General features: G+C 65.4%; 18 protein-coding genes, 1 tRNA gene and 1 pseudogene. 9 read left to right on the forward strand and 11 right to left on the reverse strand.

Going from position 1 to position 21712, the window contains the following annotated elements; all coding sequences use genetic code 11:
* Positions 1-19 precede the first annotated feature (19 nt).
* Positions 20-2167, reverse strand: a pseudogene (locus H9639_RS14790) (MMPL family transporter); the annotation flags it as partial.
* Here H9639_RS14790 and H9639_RS14795 point away from each other — a divergent pair.
* Together H9639_RS14795 and H9639_RS14800 are read left to right on the forward strand one after the other, a co-directional pair.
* Positions 2072-2617 carry a MarR family winged helix-turn-helix transcriptional regulator gene (locus H9639_RS14795; protein ID WP_191808838.1) on the forward strand — a complete coding sequence of 182 codons (546 nt, stop codon included), beginning with the start codon at positions 2072-2074 and terminating at the stop codon, positions 2615-2617. The pseudogene H9639_RS14790 and the gene H9639_RS14795 sit on opposite strands and share 96 nt — an antisense overlap.
* 42 nt (positions 2618-2659) lie before the next feature.
* Positions 2660-2733: transfer RNA gene (locus H9639_RS14800), tRNA-Arg, on the forward strand.
* A 45-nt stretch (positions 2734-2778) separates the two neighbouring features.
* On the opposite strand, the gene H9639_RS14805 is transcribed toward H9639_RS14800, so the two are convergent.
* The 3 genes from H9639_RS14805 to H9639_RS14815 form a co-directional block, all read right to left on the reverse strand.
* On the reverse strand, positions 2779-3693 hold the full coding sequence (locus H9639_RS14805; RefSeq protein ID WP_191808839.1) for a carbohydrate ABC transporter permease: 915 nt from the start codon (positions 3691-3693) through the stop codon (positions 2779-2781).
* Position 3694: 1 nt separating this feature from the next.
* Positions 3695-4525 (reverse strand): carbohydrate ABC transporter permease, encoded by an 831-nt coding sequence (locus H9639_RS14810; RefSeq protein ID WP_318242111.1) that lies wholly within the window; start codon positions 4523-4525, stop codon positions 3695-3697.
* Positions 4526-4685: 160 nt separating this feature from the next.
* On the reverse strand, positions 4686-5918 hold the full coding sequence (locus H9639_RS14815; protein ID WP_191808841.1) for an extracellular solute-binding protein: 1233 nt from the start codon (positions 5916-5918) through the stop codon (positions 4686-4688).
* Positions 5919-6302: 384 nt separating this feature from the next.
* Between H9639_RS14815 and H9639_RS14820 the strand changes: the two genes are divergently transcribed.
* The 5 genes from H9639_RS14820 to H9639_RS14840 are packed head-to-tail and all read left to right on the forward strand — an operon-like array spanning position 6303 to position 10831.
* Entirely contained in the window at positions 6303-7235 is a 933-nt protein-coding gene (locus H9639_RS14820; protein WP_225219644.1) for an SIS domain-containing protein, read from the forward strand.
* 7 nt (positions 7236-7242) lie between these two features.
* Positions 7243-8184, forward strand: coding sequence for an ROK family protein (locus tag H9639_RS14825; RefSeq protein ID WP_225219645.1), 942 nt, complete (start codon positions 7243-7245; stop codon positions 8182-8184).
* Positions 8181-9158 (forward strand): 1-phosphofructokinase family hexose kinase, encoded by a 978-nt coding sequence (locus H9639_RS14830; protein WP_225219646.1) that lies wholly within the window; start codon positions 8181-8183, stop codon positions 9156-9158. Before H9639_RS14825 ends, H9639_RS14830 begins: the two co-directional genes overlap by 4 nt.
* Complete coding sequence (locus tag H9639_RS14835) at positions 9155-10015, forward strand: class II fructose-bisphosphate aldolase (protein ID WP_191808842.1); 861 nt, start codon at positions 9155-9157, stop codon at positions 10013-10015. Before H9639_RS14830 ends, H9639_RS14835 begins: the two co-directional genes overlap by 4 nt.
* 6 nt (positions 10016-10021) lie before the next feature.
* Positions 10022-10831, forward strand: a complete 810-nt coding sequence (locus tag H9639_RS14840; protein ID WP_191808843.1) for a DeoR/GlpR family DNA-binding transcription regulator — start codon at positions 10022-10024, stop codon at positions 10829-10831.
* Between the two features lie 31 nt (positions 10832-10862).
* Here H9639_RS14840 and H9639_RS14845 read toward each other — a convergent pair whose 3' ends face one another.
* From H9639_RS14845 to H9639_RS14860, 4 genes are all read right to left on the reverse strand, one after another.
* Positions 10863-11687: a hypothetical protein gene (locus tag H9639_RS14845; protein WP_191808844.1), complete on the reverse strand. Its 825-nt coding sequence runs from the start codon at positions 11685-11687 to the stop codon at positions 10863-10865.
* A 53-nt stretch (positions 11688-11740) separates the two neighbouring features.
* Entirely contained in the window at positions 11741-12367 is a 627-nt protein-coding gene (locus H9639_RS14850) for a signal peptidase I (protein ID WP_191808845.1), read from the reverse strand.
* Between the two features lie 49 nt (positions 12368-12416).
* Complete coding sequence (locus H9639_RS14855) at positions 12417-12851, reverse strand: hypothetical protein (protein ID WP_191808846.1); 435 nt, start codon at positions 12849-12851, stop codon at positions 12417-12419.
* A 241-nt stretch (positions 12852-13092) separates the two neighbouring features.
* Complete coding sequence (locus H9639_RS14860; protein ID WP_191808847.1) at positions 13093-15018, reverse strand: ABC transporter ATP-binding protein; 1926 nt, start codon at positions 15016-15018, stop codon at positions 13093-13095.
* 207 nt (positions 15019-15225) lie between these two features.
* On the opposite strand from H9639_RS14860, the gene H9639_RS14865 reads away from it, so the two are divergent.
* On the forward strand, positions 15226-16899 hold the full coding sequence (locus H9639_RS14865) for a sensor histidine kinase (RefSeq protein WP_191808848.1): 1674 nt from the start codon (positions 15226-15228) through the stop codon (positions 16897-16899).
* Here the strand turns inward: H9639_RS14865 and fdhD are convergent.
* Positions 16896-17759, reverse strand: a complete 864-nt coding sequence (fdhD, locus tag H9639_RS14870) for a formate dehydrogenase accessory sulfurtransferase FdhD (protein ID WP_191808849.1) — start codon at positions 17757-17759, stop codon at positions 16896-16898. The genes H9639_RS14865 and fdhD overlap by 4 nt on opposite strands.
* 76 nt (positions 17760-17835) lie before the next feature.
* On the opposite strand from fdhD, the gene H9639_RS14875 reads away from it, so the two are divergent.
* Positions 17836-20187, forward strand: a complete 2352-nt coding sequence (locus H9639_RS14875) for an FdhF/YdeP family oxidoreductase (protein WP_191808850.1) — start codon at positions 17836-17838, stop codon at positions 20185-20187.
* Here H9639_RS14875 and H9639_RS14880 read toward each other — a convergent pair.
* Both H9639_RS14880 and H9639_RS16945 read right to left on the reverse strand, forming a co-directional pair.
* Positions 20138-21430, reverse strand: a complete 1293-nt coding sequence (locus H9639_RS14880; RefSeq protein ID WP_191808851.1) for a molybdopterin molybdotransferase MoeA — start codon at positions 21428-21430, stop codon at positions 20138-20140. The two genes, H9639_RS14875 and H9639_RS14880, sit on opposite strands and share 50 nt — an antisense overlap.
* Entirely contained in the window at positions 21427-21708 is a 282-nt protein-coding gene (locus tag H9639_RS16945) for a DUF6457 domain-containing protein (protein ID WP_225219647.1), read from the reverse strand. The genes H9639_RS14880 and H9639_RS16945 overlap by 4 nt, the downstream gene beginning before the upstream one ends.
* Positions 21709-21712 lie beyond the last annotated feature (4 nt).

The raw sequence follows: 21712 nt of genomic DNA on the forward strand, positions 1-21712 counted from the left end.
GCACCACAACGGTCCGCACCACCAGGGTGTCCAGCAGGACGCCGATCGCCACGGTGATGCCCACCTGGGTCAGGGTGACCAGCGGAAGGACACCGAGCACGGCGAACACTGCGGCGAGCAGGATGCCGGCACTGGTGATCACCCCTCCGGTGGAGCGCAGTGCCGCGAGCATGCCCTTGCGGGTGCCCAGTGCTGCTGCGTTCTCACGGGCACGGGTGACCAGGAAAATGTTGTAGTCCACGCCGAGGGCGACCAGGAACAGGAAGCTGTAGAGCAGTGTCAGGGTGTCCAGTGCGGGGAACCCGAGCACGTTCACGAACAGCAGCCAGCTGATCCCGGTGGAGGCGAAGAAGGTCAGCAGCACGGAGGCCACCAGCAGGACCGGGGCAACCAGGGAACGCAGCAGGACCAGCAGCACCAGGAAGACGAGCACGATTACCAGCGAAACGACCAGGATCACGTCATGGGTGTTGGCTGCGAGCTGGTCAACGCGCTCGGCCGCTTCGCCGCCCACGATTCCTTCGTATTCCGGGTGTGCGCCGAGATCGGTGCGCAGCTCTTCGACGAAGGTGTTGGCCTCCTCGCTTCCTGCCTCGTAGCTGCTCACCAGATCAATCCGGGTCAGCCCGTTGTGTTCCGAGGAGATTGTGGCCGTTTCCACGCCGTCCAGTCCACCGAGTTCCGCGGCTGCGGCATCAGCGCTGTCGGAATTGACCAGCACGATCACCGGAGAGGTAGAGCCCGCGGGGAACCCGGTGGCCAGGGTTTCCGCAGCGGTCACGGCCTGGGGCTTCTCGGTGAACTGTTCGTTCTCGCTGAGGCCAATTTTGGCGCTGAACAGGCCGGTGGCCATTACCAGCAGGACGACGACGGCGATCCCGGCGATCGTCTTAGGCCGGCGGGCGGTTGCTTCGCCGAGCCGTCCCCAGAACTTGCCCTCGCGCGCTGCGTCGCCCACCTTCGGAACGAAGGGCCAGAACAGCTTGCGGCCCAGCAGCACCAGGGCCACCGGCAGCAGGAACAGGGCACTGAGGATAGCGAACACGATTCCAACGGCCGCAGAGAAGCCCAGTCCGCGGTAGCTCAGGGTGTCGGTGAAGAGCAGGGTCAGGAGGGCCAGGATGACGGTTCCGCCGGAAGCAATGATGGCCTCGCGGGTGCGGGTCAGGGCCACGCCCATGGCTTCGAAGACGCTCTCATGGACGCGGAGCTCTTCGCGGTAGCGGGCAATCAGCAGCAGCGCGTAGTTGGTGGCGGCACCGAAGACCAGCACGCTGGTGATGCCGACGGCGGAGGGGTCCACCTCGATTCCGGACACCGGGGCCAGGAAATCCACCATACGCAGCGCGAGCTGCTCGACGGTGGCGACAATCGCCAGCGGCACCATCCAGAGCCACGGCGAGCGGTAGGTGATCAGGAGCAGCAGGGCCACGACGGCGGCCGTAACTGTCAACAGGGTGAAGTTGGCTCCGGAGAACACTCCGGCGAGGTCAGCGGTGAACGCCGCGCCGCCGGTCAGCTCCGCGGTGATGCCTTCGGGGGCCGCGCCGGAAATTGCTTCGCGCAGGCTTTCCACTTCGTCGCCCACGGCGTCACCGTCGTCGCTCGCCGCCTGGAGGGTGACGGGAACCAGGGCAACCAGTCCGTTGTCCGCAACGATCGGCGGAACCTGCGCCGGCGGCGTCGAAACCCCGGCCTCCGCTGCGGCCGCACTGATGTCCGCAATGGCCGCGCGGTCGGCGTCGTTCATTGCAGCGCCGTCAGTGCGGGACACCACGATCAGTGCCGTCGACTGCTGGGCGTCGGGGAATTCCTCCAGCAGTTCCTGCACCTGCGTGGTCTGGTACTTGTCGCTCAGGCCGCCTACGGTGGAAGCCTCGTTCTCCTGTACCGGGAGCGCAAAGAGCCCCACTATCACCGCCAGGCCGAGGAGCAGCGTGATCCACGCCGCCTTAGCCGAACGGACAATCCCTGCATGCATCTGAGGTCTCCTGGGGGCTTGGAAAAAATAACTAGGGAACAAAGTATCTCTACGAAAGAGATACTTCAAGTTGAAGCTACCATGGGACACGTGCAGAGAAATCAGTTGAGGCGGGAAATCGTCAACGCCGTCCGGGATCTCACCCTGGACGGCCAGCAGGTCGCGGATACGTTCGCGCACAGCCATGGCTTGAATTCCACCGACATGCGCGCCCTGACGGCGATCATGGAGGCGGAAATCGGCGGCGAACCATTGACCGCCGGCCGGCTCAGCGCCCTGCTGGGCACGTCCACGGGAGCCACGACTGCGGTGATTGACAGGCTCGAACGGATCGGCCACATCCACCGGAGCCGCTCCGAGGAGGACCGGAGGAAAGTCACCCTGCATTTCGAGGCACTTGCGCGCCAGCTGGCCGGCGCCTATTTCGGGCCGCTGGGTGAGCTGAGCAGCGAAGTCATGGACAGGTACACGGAGGCCGAGCTGCAGACCATCCGGAATTTCCTTGACGGGATGCGGGAGGTCTACACAACGTACCTTCGGGTGCTGGAGACGGATTCCGGCACCGGCGGCCCGGAGACCCAGCCGGCACCGGCTGCCTCCCGCCCCGCCGACCCGGGCCGCGGCAGCGGTGTGTGAAAACAGGTAAGCTGTTTATCGCTGCCCGCCAACGGCAGCCACGCCTCCGTAGCTCAGTAGGATAGAGCGGCCCTCTCCTAAAGGGCAGGTCGTCGGTTCGATTCCGGCCGGGGGCACTTTTTTGTTTCCGGGCTCCCGCTTCTGTCCGGACCTCGTCCGGGCTACTTCACCGCGCCGGCGGTCAGGCCGCCGATAAGCCGCTTCTCAATTACGGCGAAGAGGATGATGACCGGAACGATCGCGACGATCGAGATGCCGAAAACGTACTGCCAGCTGGTGGAGTACTGGCCAATGAACTTTGTCAGGGCCACGGACAGCGGCTGATTCTCGGCGGTGGACATGATGACCAGGCTGGCCGCGAACTCATTCCAGGCCGAGACGAAGGTAAAAATCACTGCCGTAACAATGCCGGGCCACACCAGCGGCAGGTTGATCGTGAAGAGCACCCTGAGCCGTCCGGCGCCGTCGATCTGTGCAGCCTCGTCGATTTCCTTGGGGATGGCCGCGAAGAAACTGTGCATGATCCAGAGGGCGAAGGACAGGTTGAACGCGGCGTTGATCAGGATCATGGCCAGCCACGTGTTGTTGAGATCCAGCCAGAGCATCTGCCGGAAGAGCCCGGCAGTCAGAACCGCAGGTTGCAGCATCTGGGTGATGATCACCAGGAAGAGGAAGACCATCCGTCCGGGAAACCGGAAGCGCGCCGTGTAGTACGCGGCAGGTGTAGCCACGAGCAGCACCAGGAGGGTGGCTGAGACGGCGATGATGATGGTGGACCCCAGGTTGAATGGCAGCGGCGTTTCCGGCGTGTCCCACATCGTGGCGTAGTTGCCGAACTGCAGCCCGTCCTGCGGGAAATACGCCGGGGGAACGCTAAGAATCTCCGCACGGGTCTTCAGCGAGCCGACCAGCATGATCAGGTAGGGCGTGAGGAAAGCCAGGCCGATGAGTGCACCGGTGATGGTCCGTCCGGCCATCCGGCGGCGGCTGATTCCGTCAACACGGTAGGTCTTGGTCCGCGGCGGCTGCGCTGCGGTTGGCCGGTCCAGGACCGGGGCGGGCGCAGTGGCAGCCATCTCAGACCTCCTTCATGGGTTTGACGACTTTGACGTAGACCGCAACGATCACCAGCACAACGGCGAAGTTGACCACACTGAGGGCGCTGGCGATATCCAGCCGCCGGTCGAACTGGAGCACTTTAAAGATGTAGGTCATCAGGGTGTCCGCACTGTATCCGGGGATGGATCCGGTCATGATCCGCAGGATGGGCAGATTATTAAAGACATTGATGATGTTGATGAGCACGGCCACCGCCAGGGCTCCGCGAAGCTGCGGCAGGACGACGCTGAAGAATGTCCGGGCCGGTCCGGCGCCGTCCATTTTGGCTGCTTCCAGAGCATCGGCGGGGATCGCCTGGAAGCCGGCCAGCAGGGTGTAAGTGGTGAAGGGCAGGGAGACGAAAACGCCCACGACAATCGCCGCTGCCAGTGCAGAAACAACATTCTTAGTGAAGCCGTAAGGGCTGTCCATCAGGCCGATGTCCACCATGAACTTGTTGATGATGCCGTAGTCCCGGTCCAACCCGTAATAGAAAACAGTGGTGGTCATCACCACGCTCGCCGCCCAGGGTACGACGACGGCCATGCGGACCAGCGTTCGTCCCGGAAACGGCTTGTTCAGAAAGTTCGCCAGCGCCAGGGAAAGCAGCACCGTCAACGTAACAACCACAACCACCCAGACCACAGTGTTCAGAAGGACCCGGGGCAGGTTTGGATCACTGAAGACCGTGCCGAAGTTCTCCAGCCCGACGCCTTCAACGTTGGTGCCGGCCTGGCTGATGCGCCGGGTAGAGCTGTACACCATGTAACCGGCTGGAAAGATCACTATGCCGAATATCAGAACCAGCACGGGACCGATCCATGGAAGGGACGCCAGGAATCCCTGGCTGTTCCGTGGCTTGCGCGTGTGTGCCAAAGGGCGCGTCTGGGGCAGTGTGCTCATGTATGGATACCGTTCTTGGAGGCAGGGGCTGGTCCCGGCGGGACCAGCCCCTGCTGGCGGCTGCGGTTTAGGCTGCGTCTGCCTTGGCCTGGATCTGGTCCAGGACGGCGGCTGCATCCTGGTCTTCGAGCTGGCCCATCAGCGACTTGAAGGCACCGTCAGCTGCGTTCCACGCCGGGTTGGTGGTCGGGTAGAAATTGGCGCTGGGGAGCATATCCAAGAACGGCTTCAGGGTCTCATCCGAGGCCATGGCCTCGGAGCCGCTCTTGGTGGTGGGCAGGAAACCCTCGGTCTGCACCCAGTTCAGGTACTGGTCCTCTGCGAAGAAGAAGTCCATGAACTTAGTGACAGCCTCGCTCTTGTCTCCGTCGTTCTTGAAGGCCATGAGCCGGTCGGCCACACCCAGGGTGGAGGGCTCACCGGTGTTCGTCGGAACGCTGGCAATTGCGTAATTGAGGCCGGGGTTCGATTCCTCGATCTGCCCCACCGTCTGCGGAAGGGCATAGACCATGCCGATCTGCCCCTGGGCGAAAACGTTAATCATGGGGGTGCGCTGTGTGGCACCAGGATCGGGCTGGGTAACTCCGTCTGCGATCATCTTCTTCATGAACTCGGCCGCCTCGACATTTTCGGGGCTGTTGATGGTGAGCGTCGTTTCGTCTCCGTAGCCTCCCCCGTTGCCGGCAAACCAAATCAGGCTCTCGCCCTGGGCTTCCTCCGAACCAAGGGGCATGCCGTAGCCCGGTGTACCCGTAGCGGAAATTTTCTTGGCAGCATCGTACAGCTCGTCCCAGGTGGTGGGCGGAGCCGTCACACCAGCTTGGTCGAACAGGTCCTGGTTGTAGAACAGTGCGCGCGCGGAAGCGATCAGCGGCAGTCCATACTGAGTGCCCTCGAACTCTTCGTTCTCGGCGAAGGATTCCTGGAAGTCAGCAAGGGTGGCCTCCGAGGCCACTTCCTCCGCTGAGTAGAGCAAACCTTCGTCCGCGAACGCGGAGAACGCACCCCCGTTGTAGATGTCCGGGGCTTCACCCGCCTGGATCTTGGTCTGCAGCACCGATTCGATGTTTTCCCAGGACTCCACCTGCAGGACGACGTCAATTCCGTCGTTAGCAGCTTCGAAATCTTCAATGACGCCTTCCCAGAGCGCTTTGGTCCCGTCGGAGTAGGTCGGAACCAGCAGGTTCACGGTTGTGGCGCCGTCTTCGCCGCCGCTGCCTCCTCCGAAGCCGCAGGAGGAGACTGCCAGGGTGCCCGCAGCAACCACGGCAAATAGGCCCAGGGGGAGTTTTCTCTTCATTGAATCCTCTTTCAGTGGTGGTGCGGAGCTGGTGGAGCTGGCGGAGTCGAACGGTCACCCGGTTTCGGGTGCCCCGGCAAGCAAATGATGGAACTTGATGTTTTTTGCCGTCTCACAATCATTGATAAGCAGGCAGTGTCCACATAATTTCCTGCACATGGCACGGAGTCAAGGGTTTGGGAAAAGTTACTTTGGATCGAGACCTTGAGAAATTCCGTGGATCGACAGGTCGGAGCCGGTTTTGCCCGCCGGAGTCGGGCCAAGAAACCAACGTGAAATCAAATGAGTTTTATTGATTGCTAGACAGAAGAACCAATCATCATTCATCATGGAGGCATGTGCCCCAGTGAGCGAGGCGCATCCCGAAGAAGGAGCAGATCCCCTATGCCCGAGCCGCAGACCCCGTCCTCCCCTTCCCGCGCCCTGCCCGGACAATGGATGCGCGACGAGCTTTACTCCCAGCCGCAAATCTGGGAGCAGGCAATCGCGCAGGCAATGGCCGAACGCCTCCTGCCGCCCCGAGGTGCCAGGGTGGCGGTGGTCGGCTGCGGCACGTCGTGGTTCATGGCCCAAGCGTTCGCAGCTGCGCGGGAGGCTTCGGGGCATGGTGTGAGCGATGCATTTGCTGCTTCCGAAGCAGGTGGCCTGCCCGGACGCGGCTACGATGCCGTCATTGCCATCACGCGGTCCGGAACCACCAGTGAGATCGTGGATCTGCTGTCGGTTCTGCGAGCCAATGGAACCCCCACCGTGCTGGTTCTCGGCGCTTCGAACACTCCCGCGGCCGAGCTGGCTGACGCCGTCGTGGCACTGCCCTACGCCGATGAAACCTCCGTTGTGCAGACCCGCTTCGCTACCGCTGCGCTGAGCTACCTGCTGGCGTCCCTCGGCTGGGATCTTGCGCCCGCCGTCGCTGATGCCCGGGAAGTCCTGGCTGAAGAGACGCCCGCCGCGTTGCAGGAGGCGGATCAGTTCACCTTCCTGGGCCGGGGCTGGACAGTCGGCCTGGCTCACGAGGCCGCGCTGAAGATGCGTGAGGCCGCTCAGGAATGGACCGAATCCTACCCCGCGATGGAGTACCGCCACGGACCAATCGCCATTGCAGCTCCCGGGCGCGTGACCTGGATCCTTGCCCCTGAGCCGGCCGGCCTCGGCGACGATGTCCGTGCTGCCGGTGCCCGGTTCGAGGCAGTGCCGCGCCATCCCCTGGCCGAGCTTGTCCGGGTCCACAGGATTGCCCTGGAACGCGCACTGGCTGCCGGGCTGGACCCGGACAGCCCGCGCAACCTGGCCCGCTCCGTAATTCTGGCGAACTAGCACTTCGATGCACAGCACGATGCCGCAGGAGGGCCAAGGCCTCGTCCTTGCCCTGGACGTCGGCGGCACCGATATTAAGGTCGCCCTGCAGGATGCCGCGGGCGGCTTCCACGGACTGCGGCGCCTGCCCACGCCGCTTGATCCGTACCGGCCCGGCGACGTCATTGTCGAGCGGGTGGCCGGACTGGTGCGGGAATACAGGGACCAGGCAGGAGGTTCCCCGATCCGCTCTATCGGGCTGGTCGTCCCCGGCCTGGTCGACGAAGATGCCGGCGTGGGAATCCTCTCGGCAAATTTGGGCTGGCGGAGCTATCCCTTCTCCCGGATGGTGCAGGAAGCCACCGGGCTGCCGGTGGCGTTCGGACACGACGTCGGCATGGCCGGCGACGCCGAGATGCGGCTGGGAGCGGGGCGCGGGCTGCGGGATGTGGTGGTGATCATCATCGGCACCGGAATTGCCGGGGCTCTCTTCTGCGACGGACGGCGGGTCCTCGGCGGCGGATTCGCCGGCGAGATAGGACACGCACCGGTTCCCGGGGGACTTCAGTGCGCCTGCGGCGCAACCGGGTGCCTTGAAACTCTCGCCTCAGCGGGAGCGATTGCCCGCCGCTACACCGAGGCCAGCGGCAGACCGGTTGCCGGCGCGGCTGAAGTCCTGGCCGCAGCCGGGGCAGGGGACAAGGACGCACGCAGCGTCTGGAACGAAGGGGTCGAAGCGCTTGCGGTAGCCCTGAGTCAAATGGTCGCCGTGCTGGGCAGCGAGGCGGTGATCCTGGGCGGCGGCTTGTCTCAGGCGGGGTCCGCACTGCTGGAACCGCTGGGCCAGCGGGTGGATTCTCTGCTGTCCTTCCACCGCCGCCCGCGCCTGCTGCGCTCGGTTCTCGGGCAGGACGCCGGACTTATGGGTGCGGGCCTGCGTGCCCGCGATCTCCTGGCGGAGCCCAGATGACCGGCGGGCGCGGGATGGTCCTGACGGTTACGCCCAACCCTGCACTGGATGAGACCTATGCCTTGCGCGCCTTGGTACAGGGAAGCACGCACCGGGTCCAGCCTCCGCTCGCCCGGGCTGGCGGCAAGGGTATCAACACCGCCAGGGTAGTGCACCAGCTGGGCCATCGGACGCTGGCGGTCGCGCCGATGGGGGGACCGGCGGGAGCGGCGTGCCGTTCCGAACTGGCCTCCTCCGGCGTCCCCCACCTTCTGCTGGACGCATCAGCTGCCACCCGGCGCAGCATGGCCTTCGTCGAGGAAGGAACCGGGCTCACCAGTATTTTCAACGAGACCGGCTTCGCGCTGCGTCCCGACGAATGGGATAACCTGCTTGCCGTCGTCGGGCAGACCCTGCCGGAGGCCGCCTGCGTGGTGGGTGCCGGCAGCCTGCCCCCGCAGGCACCCCAGGATTTTTTTGCCCGGCTCGTCCGCAGCAGCGCAGACGCTGGCCTCCCCTGCATCATCGACACGTCTGGCCCGGCCCTGCTGGAAGCAGCCGCGGCGGGGGCTTACCTGCTGAAGCCCAATCGGGAGGAACTTGAGGAAGCAACGGGATGTGCCGACGTCGTTAGCGGCGCCGCCCTCCTGCTGAGCACCGGGGCTGAGCACGTCCTGGTGAGCGCGGGTGCGGAAGGCATGTGGCTGTTCAGCGCGGAGTCACCGCAGACCTTCCTCGCTGCCTCTCTGGGACGGGAGCTCAGCGGCAACCCGACCGGAGCCGGCGACGCCGCCGTCGCCGCCGCCGCGGTTCTGCTGGCATCAGGCGACAGGAATCCGCACCGGCTGATCCGGGCGGCCACGGCATGGTCTGCCGCCGCAGTTCTTATGCCGGCGGCTGGTGAAATCTCACCCCGCCACACCACGTTCGCCGATGAGGTGCAGGTTCAGCAGATTCATCGGGACCTGTTCCCCCTCCGGAAGGAAACCGTATGAGCCTCACCCCCACCCGCACACTGATCGAAGACGCCGCCGCAGCCGGCACCGGAATCGGCGCATTCAACGTCCTGCATCTGGAAACTGCGGAGGCCGTTGTCCGCGGTGCCGAGGAGGCCGGCCTTCCGGTCATCCTGCAGATTTCCGAGAACTGTGCCCTCTACCATGGCGCGTTGGAGCCGCTGGCCGTCGCCTGCCGGGCGGTTGCCGCCGGAGCCTCGGTCCCTGTGGCCCTTCACCTGGACCATGCAGAGGATGAGGCGCTGGTGCACCAGGCGGTGGAGCTGGGCTTCGGGTCTGTTATGTATGACGGCTCGCGGCTGCCGTACAGCGAGAATGTGGCAGCCACGGCCCGCGTGGTCAAGCACGCGGATCCCCACGGGGTCTTCGTGGAAGCTGAACTGGGCGAGGTCGGCGGGAAGGACGGCGCCCATGCCCCGGGCGTCAGAACAGATCCTTTCGAAGCGGTGGACTTCGTCCTGTCCACCGGGGTCCATGCCCTCGCGGTCGCCGTGGGATCCTCCCACGCAATGACCCGCCGCAGCGCCGAACTGGACCTGGACCTCATCGCGGAGCTGCGCCGGTCACTGGACGTTCCCCTGGTCCTGCACGGATCCTCGGGCGTCAGCGATGACATGCTGGTGTCCGCCATCAAAGCCGGAATGACTAAAATCAATGTTTCCACGCATTTGAACGGTTTCTTCACCCGAGCCGTCCGCAGGGTCCTCGAAAGCAACCCGGACCTGGTGGATTCACGAAAGTACGTCCACGCCGGCCGGCAGGCCCTCGCCCCGGAAGCGGGAAGGCTGCTGGCCCTCTTCTCGCTTTGCGGGGGCCTGGCGACTAGCCAAGATTAGGAACCAATGGAAAAGACAGAGCGGCTGAACGCAATCCTCGACCTGCTCGCGGCGCAGGGTCAGGTGCAGGTGGAGGACATTGTGTCGGGCCTGCAGGTCTCCCCCGCCACCGCACGGAGGGACCTGGATGCCCTCGCCGCACAGCGCCTGCTGACCCGCACCCGGGGCGGTGCCACGATGGAAGCCGTTGCCTATGACCTGCCCGCCCGCTATACCCGGGACGACCAAGCGGCTCAGAAACAGGCCATCGCCCAGGCCGCGAGCGCACTTGTACCGCGGGGTGCGGTGATCGGGTTGTGCGGGGGCACCACCAGCACCGCTATTGCCCACGCCCTGGGCATGCGCCGGGACCTGATGGAGCCATCCAACAAACCCACCCTTACCGTGGTAACCAATGCCATCAATATTGCAGCCCAGCTGGTCGTCCGGCCCAACATCCGCGTGATGGTCACTGGCGGGGTGGTGAATCCCCGCTCCTACGAACTGGTCGGCCCGTACACCGACACCATCCTCCAGCGGGTGGCCCTGGACTTCGCGTTCGTCGGCGTCAACGGGCTGGATCCGGAGGTCGGACCCACGATTAATGACGAGGCCGAAGCCGCCGTGAACTCACTGATGTCCCGGCGCGCGTCGGAAACTTTCATCGTGGCTGATTCCTCCAAGATCGGCACCCGCAGCTTCGCTACCCTGGGCGGATTCGTCTTCAGCAACCTCATCACGGACAACGGCATCACCGCCGAGGAAAAAGCCGCCTTCGAGGCCGGCGGGACCAAGGTCATTGTCGCGGGCCCCAAAAAGGCAGCGCCGGAGCGGTGAAGGGTGCGGGGTGTCAGACCCCGCACCCTCGTCAGGAGCAGTTGAACAGGCTTCCCCCGCTGGTGGGGCTGGATGCTGCCTTACCCTGCACCCACACCGTTACGGTCTTGCCGCCGCCGACGTATTTGGTGCTCACGCTCTCCTGCCCGCGCAGCTTCACCAGCGGCATCTCTGAGCAGGACCAGCCCGGGGCCAGGGTCACGCCGTTGTTGCTGTCCGCCACGTTGGCGTTCAGCTTGTATCCGGGATCCGCCAGATTGAGCGTGAGTTCCCATTCAACGTCTTCTGCCTCGGAGGGAGAGGTGACGGTTGCGTAGAAGTTGAAGTTGTCCGGTTCCGGATAGCCCCAGGCATCCACCCGCACATCGGTGACGTCGCAGGTTTTGGTGCCCGTCGGGTCATTGAGCACAGTGCAGCTGACCATGGGGGCATCGACCGACGGCTCGTACGTCCAGATTCCGGGTACCCCCCAGGTACCGATGGTAAGCGCCACGCCCGCGACGTCGGCCGGGGCATAACCGGGCACCGCTACGGTTGCCGAACCACCGCCCGCCAGATCCGTGGAGCCGGCCGCCAACGCGGCACCGGCATCATCAAACAGCGTCAAGGCAAGTTCCTTGCCTGCGCAGGCAGTACCCAGGCCGGACACCGTCACCGTGGATGCCTGGCCTGCGGTGGTGGTCCCGTTGGTCGCCTTGACTGCTGGCGTACACCGCTCGGCGACAGAGGCGCTCGGGACGCTTCCAGGCAGAAGCGGGAGCTGCGCGGCCGCGCCCGGATGCACGGCGAAAACCAAAAGCAGCACCAGCGCTGCGAGGAGGGCAGCCGCGGACAGCGGTCGACGCCGTGACGGCACGTTACGGTACCCCTGACGGTTCAGTGCAGGACTCCTTCCTTTGCGCGGGCTGACTAAGAGGTATGCAAGTTTGAGGTAGGCAGGTTAAGGGCGGGCAGCTTCTCCGTCCCCGGGGCCGCATCGGGATCCGGGGCCGCATCCGGATCAGGCATCGGCTCGGGATCCTGGCTGGCTGCGGAATCCGGACCGTCGGAGGCTTCGTCGGCCTCTTCCTCGCCGGGCTGGGGCCACAGGAAGAACGCCGCGGCGAGAATAAACAGTGATACCCAGACGAAGGGGCTGCCCAGACTGTAAAGAATGCTCCCCAGCTGGGGGATGTGCACCGTGGCGATACCGACGATTTGTGAATTATCCGGCTTCCACGGATCAAGAAAGTCGTTGTTATCACCCTGCAGAATCCATCCTGACTCGGCGTCTCCACCGACAATCCGGTGAATCACCTGCGCGCCGTTGGTGTCCGCCGGGCTGTACACAACGATGTCGCCGACGGAAGGCTCCCCACAGCGGGACCACACGAGGTCACCTGTGGCGTAAGTGGGGTCCATGGAGTGTCCTGAGACGATCGTCAGGGTGCTGCATCCTCCGAGGGAGGACGGCCACAGGAAGTACAACAGGCCGGCAACGAGGGCTGCCAGGACGGCGCCCGTCAACAATGACCGAAGCCGGCGTGCGCGGGGCACGCCGGCGGCCGTCCCATGATCTGAGGACGGTTCGGCCATCACACTGCGGTTAGGAGTGGATGACAACCGCAACGTTGGAGACCTCCGAGGCCGGGACATCGGTCAGCGGAACGGTAACAGAGGTACCGGACACGGTCCCGGTTGCCTCTGCACCGAGCGCGGTGCCGTCAGCATCAGAGAGCGTCACCTTGTACTTCAGGCCCTGGCAGGCTGAGGAGATCGACGTGAGGTTGAGGCTGGACGCCTTGTATCCCGCGTCGGGTCCCGGTGCGAAGCTGGTCTCGAAGTTGACGCCGATCGGCGTCCCCTCGTCCTGGCAGCTGGCGACGACGGTGGTGCCCGCGCCCAGGCTGCCGGTGCCGAGGTTCAGCTGAGCAGCCGCAGCGAGAGACAGGCCTGCCGCACCTGCCGCAGCGAGGGCGATGGCAGCGGTCTTGCGGACGTTGCGGTTCTTACGGGTATTGCGGGTATCGGTAGAAGGCATGTAGTCACTCCGTGTTCGAAAGGGCGCTCTCTTGCGAAGCGCGCAGACAAACTCCGACCACGCCAGCACCGCCGACAGGGCCTCCTGGTCTCAGGACCGGGAAGGAGGACCACCGCGGCAGGGGGAATCACCCACCGGTGCGGCGCTACAAATATTAATAAAAAATTTGTGTGGATCATGCAAATCAACCGTCACCGGTGGGCAGGCCTGTGCCTGCCTACCGGTGACCGCCCACAGCCGCCTAGCTGTAGCCGGCAGCCCCTGAGGAGGTGCCGCCCTCCGGAGCGGTGCCGGCAGCGGCAGTGTCCCCGTCCGCAAACTGGGTGCGGTACAGCTCGGCGTACCGGCCTTCCTGCGCCAGCAGCTGCGTGTGCGTGCCCTGTTCGGCGATCCGCCCGTCCTCGATCACCAGAATCCGGTCCGCATTGCGGATCGTGGAAAGCCGGTGGGCAATAACGACGGCGGTCCGGCCCTGGAGTGCCTCGGTCAGTGCCGCCTGGACAGCGGCCTCCGAGGTGGAATCCAGCGCAGCCGTGGCTTCATCAAGAACCACAATGCGAGGCTGGGCCAGCAGCAGGCGCGCGATGGTCATGCGCTGGCGTTCACCGCCGGAGAGCCGGTAGCCGCGCTCCCCCACCATGGTTTCCAGTCCGTCCGGCAGCGACCGGATGAGTGGTTCAAGCCGGGCCCGGCGCAGGGCATCCCAGATCTCCTGCTCGCTGGCCTCCGGATTCGCGAGCAGCAGGTTGGACCGGATGCTCTCGTGGAAGAGGTGCCCATCCTGCGTGACCATACCCAGGGCAGAACGCATTCCGGCGAAACTAAGGTCCCGGACGTCCGTGCCGGAGAACCGGACGGACCCGGAGTCGACGTCGTACAGCCGGGAGAGCAGCTGGGCAATGGTCGACTTCCCGGCTCCGGAGCTGCCCACCAGGGCAACGGTCTGTCCCGGTTCCACCCGGAAGGAGATGCCATGCAGCACTTCCTCGCCGCCGCGGCTGTCCAGGACCGCCACGTCCTCCAGGGAGGCCAGGGAGACCTTGTCCGCCGTCGGGTAGGCAAACCTCACGTCGCTGAACTCCACGCCCAGCGGACCATCCGGCACCGGAGCCGGCTGTTCCTTTTCCGAGATCAGCGGTTTCAGGTCCAGGATCTCGAAGACCCGTTCAAAGCTGACGACGGCGCTCATGATCTCCACCCGGGCGTTGGCCAGCGAGGTCAGCGGGGCGTAAAGGCGCGTCAGCAGCAGGGCCAGGGTCACGACGTCGCCGGCGTTGAGGGTCCCGGTCATGGCAAGGTAGCCGCCCAGTCCATACACCAGCGCCAGCGCGAGGGCAGAGACCAGGGTGAGGGCGGTGACAAAAATGGACTGCATCATCGCCGTCTTCACGCCAATATCCCGCACCCGGGCGGCGCGGACCGCAAACTCGGTGGATTCCTGGTCAGGCCGGCCGAAGAGCTTCACCAGCGTGGCCCCCGGAGCGGAGAACCGCTCTGTCATCTGGGAGCCCATCGAAGCGTTGTGGTTCGCCGCTTCCCGGCGAAGCGCCGCCAGCTTCCCGCCCATCCGGCGTGCCGGAATGAGGAACACCGGTAAGAGGAGCATTGCCAGCACCGTGACCTGCCACGAGGTCGTGAGCATCACGACCAGGGTCAGGACCAGCGCCACAATATTGCTGACCACACCGGACAGGGTTCCGCTGAACGCCTGCTGCGCGCCGATCACATCATTGTTCAGGCGGCTCACCAGGGCACCTGTGCGGGTGCGGGTAAAGAACGCAACCGGCATCCGCTGCACATGATCGAACACCGCTGTCCGCAGGTCCAGGATCACCTGCTCGCCAATCCGGGAGGAGAACCACCGGGTGGCCAGCGATACGCCGGCGTCGGCAATGGCGACCACGGCGATCAGCCCGGCCAGCCACAAAACCCGGTCCACGGCGGTGCCGGCGACAATCGCGTTAACGACTTCACCGGCCAGGACCGGCGTCGCAACGGCCAGAAACGCGCCGCCGATGGAGAGCAGCAGGAATCCAATCAGCTGCCGCCGGTACGGCGAGGCGAAGGCCACAATCCGTTTCAGCGTTGCCCGGGAAATTTTGTTGTCTGTTCCTTTGGCGGTGGAGATCTTGTACAGGGAACTCCAGGCCGCGCCTTCCATGCTCATATGACGGCTTCCTTACGTAATGGCACTCTCCAGCTTAGGTGCTGGCACTGACCATCCGACGCGGGGCATAACAGCGTTGCCTGGCGCCGAATTCCCGGCTGCGGACACACCTGTCATCTGTGGGCTGCACCACGGGTAACCCGGCCGCCGCTGGGATACACTGCAAACGGTCCGCACCCGGCCGGGCACACAGAACGAAAGGCCGCTATGACTACGGCGCCGACCCATCAGGGCTCATTCACGGACAGCCCCAACGATGACTTCCCGGCGCTGGTTGCTGTCAGTGACCCCGGCCTTCGGACGGCTGTTGAGCAGGCGCTGATGCAGGCGCAACTGCGGCCGCTGCCCGCCGGCACCGCCGCCGATTCCGCCGCGCTCCCGGTCCTCGCCGTCGTCGATACCGCAGCCGTGGACGCTGCCGGACCCGAGCTGCGGCGCTGGCTGCTCCCCGCCGCGGAAGGTTCCGGCCCCCCGGTCATCCTGGTCACGCCGGGTGAACTGCTCGACGTCGAGGACATGGTCAGGCGCGGGATCACCGACTTTGTGCTGACTCCGCTCACCGGCAACGAACTCTCCTACCGGGCTGCGCTCATCCGGGCGGAGTCGCTGGCCCTGCGCCGCCGCCGGGAATCCAACAACCTCCTGCGGGGAAAAGCGCGCGTCATCTCGGCGGCAGTGCGGGCCACGAACGATCCGCACATTATGGCTGAGGCCGTGGTTTCCGGCCTGGGCGATGCCTTCGCTGCGGACCACGTGCTGCTGACCATTTTTCCGGATGAACGGGTCCCGGAGCTGGGGAACTCCTGGAGCAGGCCCGGTGCGGCAGCGTCCATCCCGGTGCCGGACCCCGCACAGGCGGCCGCGGTGGCCGAGATGCTGTGGGACAACAACACGATGCTGGCGGCCCGGGACCATCTGGACCCGGAGTGCGACACCCACCCGATTCTCCATCCGGAACCGCGGAACGCGGGACTGCGCACCTCGGTGATCGTTCCGCTGGGCCACGGTGACCGGCCTTTCGGCATCATCTGGCTTGCCGGGGAGAACGCTGCCCGGGTCTGGACTCCCACCGAACTTTCGCTGATCCAGCATGTCAGCGGCAACCTGGCGCACGGCCTGGTGCAGGGGCACCTGATCACCGCCCAGCGGGCGGTCCTGGCCCGGCAGCGCCAGCTGGACCGGGAGAAAACTGACTTCGTCGCCACCATCAACCATGAGCTCCGAACCCCGCTGACATCGATCACCGGCTACCTGGACCTGATCCTGGACGGCTCCGGCGGCGGGATCTCTCCCGAAACCGCCCAGATGCTGGAGATCGTCGGACGGAACGCGAACCGGTTGAACCACCTCATCGGCGACCTGCTCACCATCTCGCGCAGCGACGCCGAAGAAGTCCGCATGGACATCGAGCACATCAACCTGCAGGATTTGCTGCAGCAGGTCATCGCATCCCTGACCCCCGCTGCGGCGAGCCGGAACATCGAACTCTCGCTGACCTGTGCAGACGCCGGGCTTCGACTGGACGGGGACAGGGAACAGCTGGAGAGGGTCTTCACCAACCTGGCTTCCAACGCGGTGAAGTTCACTCCCGCCGACGGCGCCGTCCGCCTCTTTGCCGATCTCCTTCCGGGGACGGACGGCACTCCGGCGATGGCGCGCGTCCGGGTCCAGGACACTGGCATCGGCATCCCGGCGGAGGATCAGCCTAAGCTCTTCAGCCGCTTCTTCCGGGCTTCCAATGCGACATCCGCTGCCATTCCCGGCACGGGACTGGGCCTGGCAATCGTCCAGGACATGGTCCACCAGCACGGCGGACAGATCAGCCTGACATCCGTTGTCAACGAGGGCACCTGCGTGGAAGTGCTGCTGCCCAGCAGCTAGGCACCGGTCCCGGCGCCAGCCACAACGGAGGATTTTGCCTCGATGCGCTCCGGGAAGCAGTAACAGTTCAGGGATGTCCCCCGGCTGAAGCCCACCAGCGTCATGCCCGCGTCCCGGGCCAGGTCCACGGACAGTGCGGAGGGCGCGGAGACCGCAGCGAGGACCGGGATACCCGCCAGCTGTGCTTTCTGAACAAGTTCAAAGGACGCTCGTCCGGAGACCTGCAGCACGGTCCCGCGCAGTGGCAGAAGCCCTGCCCGCAGCGCCCAGCCCACCACTTTGTCCACCGCGTTGTGCCGGCCTACATCCTCCCGCAGGCACAGCAGTTCACCATCTGCAGTGAAAAGTCCTGCCGCATGCACACCGCCGGTCTTTTCGAACAGTGCCTGGTGGCTGCGGAGCCTGTCCGGCAGCGAGGCCAGGACATCAAGCGGCACCCGGACGCCGTCGGAAGCGACGTCGAAATGCGATGACTTGCGCACCGCTTCAATGGATGCCGTTCCGCAGATGCCGCAGGAGCTGGAGGTGTAGACGTGCCGCTCCATACCGGTGTCCGGCAGCGGGGTTCCCGGACGCAGCTGGACGTCCACCACATTGAATGTCTGCTGCCCTTGCTCGTCCACCCCGGCGCAGTAGCGCAGGCTGATGAGCTGCCCCGCTTCCCAGATGACCCCCTCAGACACCAGGAACCCTGCCACCAGGTCAAAGTCATCTCCGGGGGTGCGCATGGTCACCGTAAAGGAACGCCCCTGGAAACGGATTTCCAACGGCTCTTCCCCCGCCAGCACGTCATCCCGCCGGCTGACCGTGCCATCCGTGCGGAACCGCGTGACCCGGCCACGCCGTGAAACCCGTCCCATGCCTACACTCCTTGATACGTCCTACACTGGCCCTAGCAACAGACTAGGTGATTTCCTACACAAGGACGTGGTGGCTGTGCCAAGCAAGGCTCCGAAAGATGGAATCGACGAATCCCGGCTGCGGATCGGTGAACCGGCCAAGCACGCCGTGGGCCTGCCGGCAGTCATCAACTCCCTGCGTCTGTCCTTCGATCAGATGGGGCCCCTGCGCAGTGCCCAGACACTCCTGCAGGTCAATCAGAAGAAGGGCTTCGACTGCCCCGGCTGTGCCTGGCCGGAAGGGGATAAGCGCCACGCCGCGGAATTCTGTGAGAACGGGGCCAAAGCCGTTGCCGAGGAGGCCACTAAACGCCGGGTCCCACCGGAGTTCTTCGCCGGGCATTCGGTGGCGGACATGCTGGAAATGGACGACTACTGGCTGGGGCAGCAGGGCCGCCTCACCCATCCGATGGTGCTCGACGCGGGCGGCACCCACTACCGCCCTATCAGCTGGGACCAGGCCTACGACATCATCGTCGAGGAACTCGCGGCCATGGACTCCCCGGATGAGGCGGTGTTTTATACGTCCGGCCGGACCTCCAATGAGGCTGCCTTCCTCTATCAGCTGATGGTGCGCGGAATCGGAACAAACAACCTGCCGGACTGCTCAAACATGTGCCACGAGTCCTCCGGCTCGGCACTCACCGAAACGCTCGGCATCGGAAAGGGCACCGTCAGTCTGGAGGACGTCCAGGGCTCGGACCTGATCATTGTGGCGGGGCAGAATCCCGGCACCAACCATCCCCGCATGCTGACGGCCTTGGAACGGGCCAAAAAGAACGGGGCCACCATCATCGCGGTCAACCCGCTGCCGGAAGCCGGCCTGCTCCGGTTCGACAACCCGCAAACGGCGTCGGGCCTCCTGGGCAGCAGGTTCGGCGGGGGCACCCAGCTCGCCGACGACTTCCTGCAGATCCGGCTCGGCGGGGACCAGGCACTCTTCCAAGGCCTGGGAAAATACCTGCTGGAACAGGAGGAGGAACACGGCAACGTCTTCGACCACCAGTTCATCACTTCCTACACCGATGGGCTGGACGGGTATCTGAGCGCTGTCCGCGGGGTTTCCTGGGAGGAAATCTGCACGGCCAGCGGCCTGACCCGGGCGCAGATCGAGTCGCTCGGAGCCCGCATGACCGCAGCGAAGTCCACGGTGGTCTGCTGGGCCATGGGCCTGACCCAGCACAAGCACTCCGTACCCATGCTGCGCGACGTCGTGAATGTGCTGCTGCTCCAGGGCAATGTTGGCCGTCCCGGTGCCGGCGTGTGCCCGGTGCGCGGGCACTCCAATGTTCAGGGTGACCGCACCATGGGCATCTTTGAGCGGATGCCGGAGGCCTTCCATGACAGGCTAGACGGCGAATTCGGCTTTGCGTCTCCGCGGAGGCACGGGTACGACACCGTCAACGCGATCCGGGCCATGCGCGATTCCAAGGTGCGCGTTTTTATGGCCATGGGCGGTAACTTCATCCGGGCCACCCCGGACTCAGACGTCACGGAAGAGGCCCTCCGCAACACCGCGCTTACCGTGCAGGTATCGACGAAGTTGAACAAGTCCCACCTGGTGCACGGCCGCCGGGCCCTGATCCTGCCGGCCCTGGGCCGCACCGACAGGGACACCCAGGCCGGCGGGGACCAGCGGGTCACGGTGGAGGATTCCATGAGCGCCGTCCATGCGTCCCAGGGCCGTCTGGATCCGCCCGGCCCGCAGGTCCGCTCGGAAGTGGCCATCGTATGTGAGCTCGCTGAACGGCTGTTCACCGGCGCCAAGGCCCCGTTCCGCGCGAACGCCCCGACACTGGACTGGATAGCCGCCCGGGCAGACTACTCGGTGATCCGCAGCCACATCGAAAACGTGATCCCGGGCTTTGAGGGTTTCGAGGCGAAGATTCGGCACGGCGGCGGCGGATTCGTGCTTCCCAACGGTCCACGGGACGGGCGGAAGTTCGCCACGGCCACCGGCAAGGCACGGTTCACCGCAAATGAGCTGCAGTACCCGCGGGTCCCCGAAGGCCGGCTTATCCTGCAGACCCTGCGGGCGCACGACCAGTACAACACCACTATCTATGCCAAGGACGACAGATACCGCGGCATCTACGGCGGACGCCGCGTGGTCTTCGTCAATGCCGCTGACCTGGCGGCTGCCGGGCTGCAGGACGGAGACATGGTGGACATGGTCTCCGAGTACCGCGATGGCGTGGAACGGCGGGCGCCGGGGTTCCGGGCGGTTGCCTACAGCACCCCGGCCGGCTGCGCTGCGGCGTACTACCCGGAGGCGAACGTGCTCGTGCCGCTGGACTCCGTGGCCGATGTCAGCGGCACCCCCACCTCCAAATCCGTAATTATCCGGCTGGAGCCTGCTTCACCTGCCATGGCAGGGGAAGCGCGGTAACCGACTCATCCGCAGTGCAGCCGGATTCGGGGATCACCATCACGGCATCAGCGTCCGCCAGCCCGCGGAGCATCCCCGAACGGTAGTACTGCGAGGGTACGGAGCGTCCGTCCTGGATCCGGCTCGGCACCAGCCGGGTCCGGCCAGGCAGCGGATCGATGTCGACGCCGGCCAGGACGTGGCGCTCCCGCGGGAACTCGGCGCCCCGCAGTCCGGCCAGCAGCGGCTGCAGCACGGTGAAGACAGCCATCATCGCCGCCAGGGGGTTCCCGGGAAGCGCGACGACGAAACGTCCGTCCGGCAAGCGTGCCAGCAGGGTGGGATGACCGGGGCGCATGGCAATGCCGTCGATCAGCAGTTCCGCGTCCACAGCATGCAGGGCCCGGCGCAGATGATCCGCGGCGGAAGTCCCAGTGCCGCCGGTGGTTACGAGCACGTCCCCGGATGACATGGCCAGTGACGTTTCGTCGACCGCGTCCGTGCTCAGGGCGGCAATAACGTCCTCCAACCGGTCCGCCAGGCGCCGAACGGCATCGACCCGGCCTCCCAGCATGCCGATCAGCTGCGGGAGCTGCGGGCCGAAGGTGTCCCTGACCTGACCCGAATCGGGCAGACCGGCTTCGATAACTTCGTCACCGGTCAGCAGCAGGGAAACACGCGGAGCACGGAGCACGGGCAGGGTGTCGTGACCGCAGACGGCGGCAAGGGCAATATGCGCCGGGTTAAGGACTGTCCCGGCGGCAATGGCGGTCTCCCCCGCCGCGGCTTCTTCACCTGCCGGCCGGATGTGCTCACCGGGACGGGGTTCATCGCTCCGGGCTGTGGGCCCCGGCACCAGGATTGCCGGGTCCCCCTCGCTCAGCTGGCCGTTTTCCGACCGAAGGATCGCTTCTCCGCCCACGGGCACCAGCCCGCCGGTGAGGATGGGCACAGCTTCTCCGGGCTGCAGTGGCCGGCGGCCGGATTCCTTATGGATCTGCCAGCGCTCATGCTCGGGCTCTTCCGCTGTGACGATTTTCCACGGCGGCGCTCCGGCTACGGCCCAGCCGTCCATGGCCGAGGACGCATAGTGCGGAACCGGCTGGAGTGCGAGGGCATCCGATGCCAAAGTCAGCCCCAGCGCTTCGGCGAGGGGGACCGTCTCAAACGGCAGCGGACGCGCGGCCGCATAGGCTGCCTTGCGGGCCTGGTCCCAGGAGGTGTTGGGCTGCAGCGGGAGAATCACCGGAACCGGAGCGTTCACTTGCCTGCCTCCGAAGCTGCGGCTTCACATTCGCGCTGGGCGGCACGGATAGCCGCCCGCATGGCGAGGTTCTCGTCCGCCTGCCCGCTTCCCGCGGCCAGTCCGGCGGCGAGGCCGGCGATGAACGTCGTCAACGGAGCCGCCGGGCGGACAACGTTGTGCGCTGCAGCTGCCGCCAGGTCCAGGACGGCGTCAATGTCGACTGCTGTTCCCTCAAGTTCGAGGGACCGCAGCAGCTGCTGCGCCCAGGTCTCGAGTGTTTCCTGCTGGCTTCCCATCTTG

It is taken from the genome of Arthrobacter gallicola (genome assembly GCF_014836775.1).
GTDB lineage: Bacteria > Actinomycetota > Actinomycetes > Actinomycetales > Micrococcaceae > Arthrobacter_B > Arthrobacter_B gallicola.